The organism is Nonomuraea sp. NPDC005983 (assembly GCF_040614375.1).
Lineage (GTDB): Bacteria > Actinomycetota > Actinomycetes > Streptosporangiales > Streptosporangiaceae > Nonomuraea.
The window spans coordinates 1-11,571 of sequence record NZ_JBEXUP010000214.1; the positions used below are offsets into that span (position 1 = coordinate 1).

Here is an 11,571-nt window from a genome sequence, read left to right on the forward strand (position 1 = left end):
CGCCGGGCGGCCGGCGCGCCAGGCGTCCACGAAAGCGAAGGGGGGAAGCGGTTCATGACCGCGACCGCGACCAGGCCGCCCCGGCCGGCGCCGCGCACGCGGCGCGGCGGGCTCTCGCGGCAGACCCGCGAGCTGTGGGTGCTGATGCTGCCCGCGCTGGTGCCGGTGCTGCTGTTCAGCGTGGGCCCGCTGCTGTACGGCATCGGGCTGGCGTTCACCGACGCCAAGGCGGGCAGGAACGTCGAGATCAGTTTCGTCGGGCTGGAGAACTTCGGCGAGCTGCTGACCGACGGCGAGTTCTGGTCGTCGATGCAGATCGGCCTGATCTGGTCGATCTCGGTGACGGTGCTGCAGTTCCTCGCCTCGCTCGGACTGGCGCTGCTGCTCAACGAGAAGCTCTGGTTCAGAGGGCTCGCCAGGGTGCTCGCGGTGGTGCCGTGGGCGATGCCCCCGGTGGTCATCGGCCTGATGTGGCGGCTCGTCTACCACCCCGACGCCGGCATCGTGAACAGCACGCTCGGCACCGACATCAACTGGCTGGCCGACTTCTCCTGGGCGCTGCCCGCCGTCATCGTGATGGGCATCTGGAGCGGCATGCCGCAGACCACGGTCGTGCTGCTGGCCGGGTTGCAGGGTGTCCCCAAGGAGCTCTACGAGGCGGTCGCGGTCGACGGCGCGGGCACCTGGCGCAGGTTCTGGAACATCACGCTGCCGCAGCTGCGCCCGATCATCGTCACGATCACCTCGCTCGACTTCGTGTGGAACGTCAACCAGTTCAGCCTGGTCTACGTGCTCACGCAGGGCGGACCCGGCGGGCGGACCCGGCTACCGATGCTGTTCGCCTACGAGGAGGCCTTCAGGTACGGCTTCTTCGGCTACGCGGCCACGATCGGCGTCACCATCGCGGTCGTCGTGCTCGCCCTGCTCGGGGTCTACCTGTGGCGGCAGATGAGGGAGGCGTCATGAGAAAGATCTCGCAGTTCGTCGCGCTCTGCGCCTACATCGTCTTCCTGGCCTTTCCGCTGGTCTGGCTGCTGTCGACGGCGCTCAAGACGCCGCAGGAGATGGCCAGCCTGCACCCCAGCTGGATTCCCGAGCATCCGACGCTGGCCAACTTCGCCGACGCGTTCGGCGAGCAGGACCTGGTCGGAGCGGGGCTGCGCAGCCTGATCGTGGCCGTGTGCAGTTCGCTGCTGACCGTGGCGATCTCGCTGCCCGCCTCGTACGCGCTGGCGCGCTACAAGGGCGCGCTCAGCCGGGTCGCGATCGGGTGGGTGCTGGTCAGCCAGGTCTTCCCGTTCATCCTGATCATCATCCCGCTCTTCATGGTGCTGCGGAAGATGGACCTGGTGAACACGCTGCCCGGCCTGATCGTCGTGCACGTGACGTTCACGCTGCCGTTCGCCCTGTGGATGCTCCAGGGGTACGTGCGCTCGGTGCCGCGCGAGCTGGAGGAGGCCGCGTCCGTCGACGGCGCGGGCCGCATCCGCTCGATCGTCAGCGTGGTCGCGCCCCTGCTGGCTCCCGGCGTGGTGGCGACCCTGTTGTTCTCGTTCATCTCGTCATGGAACGAGTTCCTGTTCGCGCTCGTGGTCCTCAAGGACCCCGATGTGATGACACTCCCTCTGACGCTGGTGCGGTTCACCGGCCCCGAGGGAGTGGCCAGGCTCGGCCCGCTGGCCGCGGCGTCGCTCATGGCGACGATCCCGAGTCTGATCTTTTTCGCAATCATCCAGCGACGGCTGAGGTCCGGCCTGATGGCTGGGGCAGTGAAGGGCTAGGAGGCTCTTATGCGTATCAGATCCGCTGTGGCGGCGGCGGCGATCGTCGCCCTGGCCGCCGGGTGTGGCGGTAGTGGCGGGAGCGGCGGGGACAGCGGCTCCTCCGCCGACTCCAACGAGCCGGTCAAGCTCAACTTCCTCAGCCTCGCCTGGCAGAAGGAGTCGGTGGCGGCCAACAAGCAGCTCGTCGAGGAGTGGAACAAGGCCAACCCGAAGATCCAGGTCACCTACGTCCAGGGGAGCTGGGACAACGTCAACGACCAGCTCGTCACGTCCTTCGAGGGCGGCGACGCGCCCGACGTCATCCACGACGACTCCCCGGCGCTGTCCGGCTTCGCCTCCAAGGGCTACCTGCTGGACCTGAAGGACAAGGTGCCGGCCGAGCTGAAGAGCGACATCCCGCAGGCCGCCTGGGACACCGTCACCTTCGACGACGGCAAGGGCAACCAGGGCGTCTACGGCGTGCCGTTCCTGCAGGAGTCGACGGTCGTCATCGCCAACAAGAAGCTGCTCGACGCCGCCAAGGTGCGCGTCCCCACCCCCGACAACCCGTGGACGTGGGACGAGTTCGCCGAGGTCAGCAAGAAGCTGACCAAGGGCGGCCAGTTCGGCGTGGCGTGGCCGATGAAGTCGCCGGTCAACAAGACGCTGAACCTGGCGCTCAACTTCGGCGGCACCTTCTTCCAGACCTCCGGCGGCAAGACCACGGTCAAGGTCGGCCCGGAGGAGAAGGAGGTCCTGCAGCGCATCCACGACCAGCTCTACAAGGACAAGTCGGCCGACACCTCGGCGCTCGGCATGGGCACCGCCGACCCGCTGCCCGGCTTCTTCGCGGGCAAGTACGCGATGCTGCCGGTGGGCGTCTACCTGCGCCAGCAGGTCGTCGAGCAGGCTCCGAAGGGCTTCGACTGGGTGACGCTGCCGCCGCTCAAGGGCACGTCCTCCGACCAGGGCGCGGTGTCGCAGACCCTGTCGGTCGCCGCTGACAGCAAGCACCCGGACGAGGCGCTGAAGTTCATGTCCTTCTTCCTGAACGGCGCGAACCAGGCCAAGCTCGCCAAGGGCGACTGGCTGCTGCCGACGTCGGTCAAGGCCGCCTCCGACCCGTCGATGACGGCCAAGGAGAACGGCTGGGACGTCGCCACCGCCTCGGGCAAGAACCTCGTCGTCGCGCCGTTCCTCAAGGTGAACGGCTTCGACGAGTGGAAGACCAAGGTGGCGACGCCGGTGCTGCAGGAGTACTACGCCAACAAGATCACCATCGACGAGGCGGCCAAGAAGCTCGTCGAGGACGGCAACAAGGTGCTGGAGCGGTACCAGAAGTGACGTACCGCGACCGGGCCCGGGGGTGTCTGCTCGGCCTCGCGGCCGGCGACGCCCTCGGGGCGCCCGCCGAGAACCTCACCCCGTCGGAGATCCGGCGGCGGTGGGGACGGCTGACGGAGATCGAGGGCGGCGGCACCGACGACACCGAGTACGCCATCTTCGCCTCGTCCCTGCTGGTCAGGCACGGCCACGACCTCACCTCGGAGGACGTGGCCGCGGCCTACCGGTCCGAGATCATCCCGCTGGTGACGGGGCCGATGAAGGGGGCGGGCTTCTCGGAGCTCGGCACCGTCGAGGCCCTGCGCCGCGGCCTGGAACCCCCGCTCACCGGCCGAGTGCACCTGCACGGCTGGTCCGACGGCCTGGCGATGCGCGCCGCGCCGTACGGCGTCTTCTGCCCGGGCGACCCGGCCGAGGCGGCCCGCCTGGTGGAGCAGGACGGCCGCGTGAGCCAGTCGGGAGAGGGCATCCTGGGCGGGCGCGCGGTGGCGGGCGCGGTGGCGGCCGCCATGACCGGCGCCTCCCCGCAGGACGTGGTGTCGGCCGCCCTGTCGGTGATCCCCGAGGACTCGTGGACGTCGCGCACCATCGTGCGCGCCCGCGACGCCCTCGCCGCGGCCCCAGTCGACGGCCCAGCCGACCGTACTGTCGAGGCCCTGCACGAGGCCGTGGTCGTCAAGCACTACCCGTGGACCGACGTGGCCCCGGAGGCCGTCGCGCTGGCGATGGCCGCGTACCTGGCCGGCGAGGGCGACGTCGAGACGAGCGTGACCTTCGGCGTGAGCCTCGGCCGGGACGCCGACACCATCGGAGCCATCGCCGGCGCGATCGCCGGAGCCGGGCAGGGCGAGCGCGGCACGCCCGAACGCTGGGCCGCCCGGATAGGCCCGGCGACCGGCAAATGCCTGCCCGTCGTAGCGGGCAGACACGTGCTGGACGTTGCTGACGAGCTGGCGGAAGGACTCTAGAGACGATGTCGGGGGACAGGACCAGGGGAGCCTTCGCCGGGCTCGCCCTGGGAGACGCCGCGGGCTGGCCCGCGGCCAGGCACCGATCGGCTCTGCACGCGCCCTGGAGCAGGCGCCTGTACCGCGAGCTCGACGCCTTCGCCGAGGAGCACGCGGTCACCACGCTGCCGGTGCCGTTCGCCCTCAACCAGCCGACCGCGCCGCTGGCCGTCGGCCCGTCCGACGACGCCGAGTGGCTGGCCTGGACGGCGCTCACCATCGACCTGCCCCGCGCCGAGGCGTTCAGGCAGCTCGCCGGGCGATCGGACGTCAGGGCCCGCATCTCCGTCGCCAACGCGCTGGACAACCTGGCCAAAGGCGTCGAACCGCCCGCGAGCGGGCACGACAACCCGCACCACTTCGACGACGCCGCCGCCGTCAGGGCCGTGGCGTTCGGGGTGCTCGGCAGGGACCCGTCCGAGGACGCGCGGGTGACGAACGCAGGCGACGGGCTGCTCGGCGCGCAGGCGATGGCCGCCGCCGTGGCGGAGGCCGTCTCCACCGGCTCGGCGGCCGGAGCGGTCGCCGCGGCGCTGGCCGTCCTGCCCGAGGACACCGCCATCGGGCACAACGCGCGCCTGGCGCTGGACGTCGCCCGGAGAGCAGGCGGCGCGTTCGCCGCCGTGCCCGCGCTCGACGCGGCGCTGATCGACCACGTCTACAGCTACGGAGTCGGCGCGGCCCAGACGGTGCCGGTGGCGCTGGCGCTGGCCGAGGTGTCGGGCGGCGCGCTCGGCGAGGCCGTGCCCGCCGCCGCGTGCCTGTCGACGCTGGCCGACTCCGCGCCCGCACTGACCGGGGCGCTGACCGGGGCGTGCGGGGGGTACGCCGCGATCCCGCAGGGGTGGATCGCGGCCTCCCGCACGCTCGCCGGTTGCTGCCTGCCGGAACTGGCAGGCAAGGATCTCATCGAACTCTTGGAGGAACTCGTATGACGCCGCTTGAGGACAGGGCGACTGGCTGCGTGGTGGGGGCGGCGGTCGGTGACGCGCTGGGCGGCGCCACCGAGGGCTGGACCCCCGAACAGATCACGCAACGCTACGGCGGGCAGGTCGAGGGCGTCGTGCCGCCGTTCAACGAGGACTGGCGCAACGCCCGGCCCATCGCCCCCTATCACAAGGGCGACGGCAACATCACCGACGACACCCTCATGACGCACGCGCTGATCCGCGTCTACGAGAAGGTCGGCGGGCACCTCGGCGCGTACGCGATGGCCGAGCACCTGGTGCCGGAGCTGATGGGTGAGCGGCGCTGGATCCCCGAACTGGAGGCCGACGCGCTGCCGTTGCAGCGGATCTTCCTGGCCGAGAAGTGGATCGTGGCCAGGCTGCACTACGGCCACGTGGACCCGCGCGAGGCCGGCGTCGGAAACATCGTGAACTGCGGCGCGGCCATGTACGTCGCGCCCGTCGGCATCGTCAACGCCGCCGACCCCGACGCCGCCTACGCCGAGGCCATCGACCTGACCGGCGCCCACCAGTCGAGCTACGGGCGCGAGGCCGCCGGAGTGATGGCCGCGGCCGTCGCCGAGGCCATGCGCCCCGGCGCGAGCGCCGACTCGGTGGTGGCGACCTGCCTCAGGCTCGCCAAGGACGGCACCAGGGCCGCCATCGAGGCCGTCTGCGAGGCGGCCCGCGGCTTCGGCCACTGGGACGGCTCCTTCGAGGCGCTGCGCGCCGCCATGCGGCCGTTCGACACGGTCGCCGACACCTACCGCGACCAGGGCCTCGGCGCGCGGCGGCCCAGCCGCGTGCACAGCATCGAGGAGCTGCCGCTGGCGCTGGCCTTCCTGGTCGTGGCCAAGGGCGACTACCGCGAGACCGTGCTCGGCGGCGTCAACTACGGCCGCGACGCCGACTCGATCGCGTCCATGGGCGGCGCCATCGCGGGCGCGCTCGGCGGCCTCGCCGCGGTCCCGTCGGACTGGGTGGAGCAGGTCGGCACCGCCAGCCGCACCGACCTGGTGGAGCCGGGGCGCGCGATCGCCGGGGTGGCGCGGCGCGTCCACGCCGACGACCTGGCCCGCCGCCGCGCCCACGAGGCCGCCTTCGCCGACCTCACCACGGGCGAGGCCCGATGACAGCGCCGTCCGAGCACCGAACGGCGGCGTGCGCATGATCAGGCTCACCTGGGTGCAGCCGGAGGACCTGGTGGGGCACGAGCTCCGCCAGGCCGTCGAGGACGGCAGGGACGTCCGCGAGATCGCCGCCCGGTGGCACGCGGCCGGAGGGCACGACGCGCCCCCGCGCGCCGGAGCCTCGGAGCCCGGCGCGCTGAAACTGCGACCCCTGGCCGAGCAGCTGCTGGACGAGCTGGCCGGCATCCCGTCGCCGCTGGACGAGCCGTCCGAACTGGCGGCCGTCATCGACGCCTGCCCGGACTGGCCGGAAAGGGGGCGCGAAGCGTCCTCGGTGGATCCGGCGCGGGTGCTCGGCGCCTGGCTGGGCCGGGCCGCCGGGTGCGTGCTGGGCAAGCCGGTGGAGAAGATCCCGCGCGAGGGCATCCGCCAGATCGCCGAAGCCACCGGCAACTGGCCCATCCGCGGCTGGTTCACCGCCGAAGGACTCCCCGGCGACGTCGCCGAGCGGTGGCCGTGGAACCGGCGCAGCGCCGTCAACTCCCTCGCCGAGAACATCGACGGCGTCCCCGAGGACGACGACCTGAACTACCCGCTGCTCGCCCTGTCGGTGCTGGAGCGGCACGGCCGCGGCTTCACCACCGACGACGTGGCCAAACTCTGGCTGGACGAGCTGCCCGCCGGGCGCACGTTCACCGCCGAGCGGGTGGCGTACCGCAACCTGCTCAACGGCGTCGAGCCGCCGGAGACGGCCACCCACCGCAACCCGTTCCGTGAGTGGATCGGCGCGCTGATCAGGACGGACGTGTACGGCTGGGTCAACCCGGGCGACCCGGCCACCGCGGCCGAGTTCGCCTGGCGCGACGCCCGGCTCACGCACACCGCGAACGGCGTCTACGGGGCCATGTTCGTCGCCGCCATGTGCGCGTCCTCGCTGGTCGCCGGCTCGGTGGAGGAGGTGGTCGAGGCGGGGCTGTCGGTGGTGCCGCCACGCTCCCGGCTGTACCGGGCCGTCCGTCAGGCGGTCGAGGACGCCTCCCGCGAGCCGGACTTCGAGCGGGTGATCGACCTGCTCCACCAGCGCCACGGCGACCTGCACTGGGTGCACACCGTCAACAACGCCGCGCTGGTCGCGGCCACGCTCGTGCACGGGCGCGGCGACTTCACCGCGTCCATCGCCGGAGCGGTCGCCGGAGGCTGGGACACCGACTCGGCCGGGGCCACGGCCGGGTCGATCGCGGGCGCGCTCAACGGCGGGGTCCCCGACCAGTGGCGCATGCGCGACAGTCTGGCCAGCAGCTTGACCGGCTTCGACGGCATAGGGCTGGCTGAGCTGGCCCGACGCACGCAGGAGATGATGGGGGCATGATCTCGGTCTTCGGCAGCGCGAACATGGATCTCGTCGCGTACGTATCGCAGGCCCCCAAGCGGGGAGAGACCGTCACGGGGCGGGAGTTCCGCACCGTGCCCGGCGGGAAGGGGGCGAACCAGGCGATCGCCGCCGCCCGGGCGGGCACGCCCGTCAGCTTCCTGGGCGCGGTGGGCGACGACGGGTTCGGCACGGAGATGCGCGCCACCCTGGCCGAGGCGGGCGTGGACGTCGAGCGGCTGCGCCGGGTGCCCGGCCCCAGCGGCATCGCGCACATCGTGGTCGACGACGCCGGCGGCAACTCGATCATCGTGGTCCCCGGCGCGAACGGCACCGTCACCGGGCTCACCGACGAGGACCGCGCGGTGATCGCCGCGTCCCAGGCGCTGCTGCTCCAGCTCGAACTGCCCATGGAGGCGGTCGTCGCCGCCGCCCGGGCGGGGCGGGCCGCGGACGTGCCGGTCATCCTCACGCCGGCGCCCGCGCAGCCGCTTCCGGACGAGCTGCTCGACGCGGTCACGGTGCTCGTCCCGAACGAGCACGAGGCCGCCGCCATCACCGGCGTCACCGACCCGGACGCGGCGGCCGACGCGCTGCTCAAGCGGGTGCCGGAGGTGCTGATCACACTGGGCTCGGAGGGCGCGCTCTATGCGTCCCGCTCGGGCGAGCGGCTGCGCGAGCCGGCCGTGCGGGTGAAGGCGGTCGACACCACGGCGGCCGGAGACACGTTCGTGGGCGCGTTCGCCGTGGCCCGCGCGCAGGGCCGGGCTCCGGCGGAGTGCCTCCGCTTCGCCTCGGCCGCCGCCGCCCTGTCGGTGCAGCGGGAGGGCGCGAGCACGTCGATGCCCACCCGCGCGGAGATCGAGGACTTCCTCGCCTGACGCGCCCCCGGCCGCCGTGGCAGAACGCCTGGCGGCCGGAGGCGTTTCGCTCAGGGCCCGTAGCGGTGGCCTTTGATCGACCACTCGCCCTCGTTGACCGCGACCGCGTCGCCGAGATCCGCCGCGGTCACCGCGTGGCCCGTCTCCTCGTGGGTCTCCCGCGCGGCGCCCTCGGCCCGGGTCAGGTGCGTTGCAGGTGGGCGAGGGTCTGCGCCAGTTCGGCGTGGAGGATGTCGCCCGCCGCGTCGGCGTCGCCACGCGCGATGGCCGCCACCAGGCCGGCGTGCGCCTCGTCGCCCGGGTTGGGGTCGTGCGCGCGCAGGCCCAGGAGGTCCACCAGGTCGATGAGGTGTTCGCGGAGCACGGGGGCGAACTCGCCGAACAGGTCCGACAGGACGGGGTTGCGGGCGGCGGCGACGACCATCGCGTGCAGCGCGATGTCGGCGTCGACGAAGGCCGCGTTGCCGGCTGCGTCGTCGGCGGCTGTGTCGCCGGCCGCCGCGTCCCGGCGGGCGCGCAGGGCGGACTCCAAGGCCGTGACGTCATCGTCGGTGCGGCGGGCGGCCGCCAGTCTGGCCGCCTGGGTCTCGACGATCAGGCGGACCTCGTAGACGTCCGTGATCGCCGCCCGGCGCAGCCGCGCGGGCCAGTCCTCGGCGGGGACGGTCGCCACCACGAACACCCCCGACCCCTGGCGGGCCTGCACCAGCCCGGCGCCCGCCAGCGCCCGCAACGCCTCGCGGACCGTCGAGCGGCCCACCCCGAGCGTCTTGGCCAGCGCGTTCTCCCCGGGCAGCTTCGTGCCGACCGGCCAGTGCCCGCCGGTGATCTGCTCGCGCAGGTGGTCGGTGGCCTGCTCGACGAGCGGGCTGGGACGGAGGGTGCCGAGCGGCATATCAACCTCTCAGGTTGTCTGAGGACCTGTGGTGTGGTTAGTCTAGCCGCCATGACGTCCCGCGGTCTCCTTCTCGGCCGCCGCGGCGGGGCCTGACTCGACCGGCACCCCGCCGCGGCGGGCTCGTGCTGCCGGTCGACCCCGTACGACCACCCCGGACGACCACAGAGAAGGACCTTTCATGCAGACTCCCCAGGGGCCCGTGCCCGCCGACGCGCCGCGCTGGAACCGGCAGCGCTCCAGCTCCATGCCGTACCACCGCTACCGGCCCGCCCACGAGCGCGTCGAGGTGCCGCTGACCGGGCGCGGCTGGCCGTCCAGACGGATCGAGCGGGCGCCGCTGTGGGTGCCGGTCGACCTGCGCGACGGCAACCAGGCGCTGGCCGAGCCGATGGACCCGGCGCGCAAACGCCGCATGTTCGACCTGCTCGTGACCATGGGCTTCAAGGAGATCGAGGTCGGCTACCCGTCGGCCAGCCAGACCGACTTCGACTTCGTCAGGCACCTGGCCGAGCCCGGCGTGGTGCCCGAGGACGTCACGGTGGTGGTGTTCACCGCCGCCAGAGCCGACCTGATCGAGCGGACGTTCGCCTCCGTCGAGGGGCTGCCGCGCGTGGTCGTCCACCTCTACACCGCGACCGCCCCCACCTGGCGGGACGTCGTGCTCGGCCACGGCAGGGACGAGCTGCGCGCGCTCATCCGCCGCGCCGCCGAGCACATCGCCAGGCTGGCCGACGCCCGGCCGGGGCCGCCAGTGCGCTACCAGTTCTCGCCCGAGGTGTTCAACCTGACCGAGCCCGACTACGTCCTGGACGTGTGCGACGAGCTGACCGCGCTCTGGGACGCCGCCCCCGACCGCCCGGTGATCCACAACCTGCCGGCCACGGTCGAGATCGGCACCCCGAACATCTACGCCGACCAGATCGAGTACATGCACCGAAACCTCGCCCGCCGCGACTCGGTCATCCTGTCGGTGCATCCGCACAACGACCGCGGCACCGGGGTGGCGTGCGCGGAGCTGGCACTGCTGGCCGGGGCGCAGCGGGTGGAGGGCTGCCTGTTCGGCAACGGCGAGCGCACCGGCAACGTCGACCTGGTCACGCTCGCGCTCAACCTGCACGCGCAGGGCGTCGACCCGATGGTGGACTTCTCCGACATCGACGAGATCCGGCGGACGGTCGAGCACTGCAACCGGCTCCCCGTCCACGACCGCCACCCGTACGCGGGGGACCTCGTCTACACCGCCTTCTCCGGCACCCACCAGGACGCCATCAGCAAGGGCCTGGCCCACCACGCCAAGCGGGCCGCCGACCTGGGCGTCCCGGTGGAGCGGGCGCCGTGGGCGGTGCCGTACCTGCCGATCGACCCGGCGGACGTGGGGCGCGACTACGAGGCCGTCATCAGGGTGAACAGCCAGTCGGGCAAGGGCGGGATCGGCTACCTGCTGCAGTCGCGGCACGGGCTGGACCTGCCGCGCCGGATGCGGATCGACTTCGCGTCCGTCGTGCAGCGGGCCACCGACGGCAGCGGCGAGGAGATCACCCCGGACCAGCTGCTGGAGCTCTTCGACGCCACCTACGTGGCGCCCGGTGAGCACGGGCCGCTGACTCTGGCCGGCTGGACCACGTCCGAGACCGCTCCCGGCAGGCACGAGTTCACCGCCACCGTCCAGGGAACCCCGCACGTGGACGGGGGCGAGCTGCGCGGCACCGGCAACGGGCCTTTGTCGGCGCTCACCGAGGCGCTGGCCGGCGCCGGGATCGCCGCGGACATCCTGCACTACGCCCAGCACGCCACCGCCCCGGGGCCCGACAGCCAGGCCGTCGCCTACGTGGAGTGCCGGGTCGGCCAGGCCACATGCTGGGCGGCGGGGCGCGACACGTCCGTGCTGACGGCGTCGGTGCGGGCCGTCATGGCGGCGGTCAACCGCGCCGTGGCCGCGTCAGTCGGCTAGCTCGCTCGCGCAGGCGTCGCGGTACTGCAGGGTCCTGGTGCGGACCCGGGCCGGGTCGGCCAGCACGTCCCGGGAGACCGAGGGGATCACCGCGTGCCGCACCGGGGCGAACAGGCGCGCCAGGTCGGCCGGGGAGGCCCCCTGCGCGCCCAGGCCTGGCGCGAGGATGGGGCCGTTCAGTGCGTCGAGCGGGTGGTCGAGCGCGGGCAGCGTGGCGCCGACCACCACGCCGACCGGGCCGAACGGCGACCTGCCCGCGTTCGCGGCCGCGGCGCCAGATC

Annotated in this window: 10 protein-coding genes and 1 pseudogene; 9 read left to right on the top strand and 2 right to left on the bottom strand. The window is 72.8% G+C overall.

Features of this window, described 5'->3' with window-relative positions; translation table 11 throughout:
* The 8 genes from ABZ297_RS44215 to rbsK all read left to right on the top strand — a co-directional run.
* On the top strand, window positions 1-966 hold a 966-nt coding region (locus ABZ297_RS44215; RefSeq protein WP_355359718.1), incomplete at its 5' end, for a sugar ABC transporter permease.
* Window positions 963-1,781, top strand: coding sequence for a carbohydrate ABC transporter permease (locus ABZ297_RS44220; RefSeq protein ID WP_355359721.1), 819 nt, complete (start codon window positions 963-965; stop codon window positions 1,779-1,781). The genes ABZ297_RS44215 and ABZ297_RS44220, both read left to right, overlap by 4 nt.
* 9 nt (window positions 1,782-1,790) lie before the next feature.
* Window positions 1,791-3,107 (top strand): sugar ABC transporter substrate-binding protein, encoded by a 1,317-nt coding sequence (locus ABZ297_RS44225; RefSeq protein WP_355359724.1) that lies wholly within the window; start codon window positions 1,791-1,793, stop codon window positions 3,105-3,107.
* A complete protein-coding gene (locus tag ABZ297_RS44230; RefSeq protein WP_355359727.1) occupies window positions 3,104-4,075 on the top strand; it encodes an ADP-ribosylglycohydrolase family protein in 972 nt (323 codons plus the stop codon). Before ABZ297_RS44225 ends, ABZ297_RS44230 begins: the two co-directional genes overlap by 4 nt.
* A 5-nt stretch (window positions 4,076-4,080) precedes the next feature.
* A complete protein-coding gene (locus tag ABZ297_RS44235) occupies window positions 4,081-5,049 on the top strand; it encodes an ADP-ribosylglycohydrolase family protein (protein WP_355359729.1) in 969 nt (322 codons plus the stop codon).
* Window positions 5,046-6,194, top strand: coding sequence for an ADP-ribosylglycohydrolase family protein (locus ABZ297_RS44240; RefSeq protein ID WP_355359732.1), 1,149 nt, complete (start codon window positions 5,046-5,048; stop codon window positions 6,192-6,194). Before ABZ297_RS44235 ends, ABZ297_RS44240 begins: the two co-directional genes overlap by 4 nt.
* 34 nt (window positions 6,195-6,228) lie before the next feature.
* Entirely contained in the window at window positions 6,229-7,560 is a 1,332-nt protein-coding gene (locus tag ABZ297_RS44245; RefSeq protein WP_355359735.1) for an ADP-ribosylglycohydrolase family protein, read from the top strand.
* On the top strand, window positions 7,557-8,441 hold the full coding sequence (rbsK, locus tag ABZ297_RS44250) for a ribokinase (protein ID WP_355359738.1): 885 nt from the start codon (window positions 7,557-7,559) through the stop codon (window positions 8,439-8,441). Before ABZ297_RS44245 ends, rbsK begins: the two co-directional genes overlap by 4 nt.
* Window positions 8,442-8,622: 181 nt before the next feature.
* On the opposite strand, the gene ABZ297_RS44255 is transcribed toward rbsK, so the two are convergent.
* Window positions 8,623-9,336: a GntR family transcriptional regulator gene (locus tag ABZ297_RS44255; protein ID WP_355359741.1), complete on the bottom strand. Its 714-nt coding sequence runs from the start codon at window positions 9,334-9,336 to the stop codon at window positions 8,623-8,625.
* Between the two features lie 181 nt (window positions 9,337-9,517).
* On the opposite strand from ABZ297_RS44255, the gene leuA reads away from it, so the two are divergent.
* Window positions 9,518-11,290: a 2-isopropylmalate synthase gene (gene leuA / locus ABZ297_RS44260; RefSeq protein WP_355359744.1), complete on the top strand. Its 1,773-nt coding sequence runs from the start codon at window positions 9,518-9,520 to the stop codon at window positions 11,288-11,290.
* Here the strand turns inward: leuA and ABZ297_RS44265 are convergent.
* Window positions 11,279-11,571 (bottom strand): annotated as a pseudogene (locus tag ABZ297_RS44265) (orotidine 5'-phosphate decarboxylase); the annotation flags it as partial. The gene leuA and the pseudogene ABZ297_RS44265 sit on opposite strands and share 12 nt — an antisense overlap.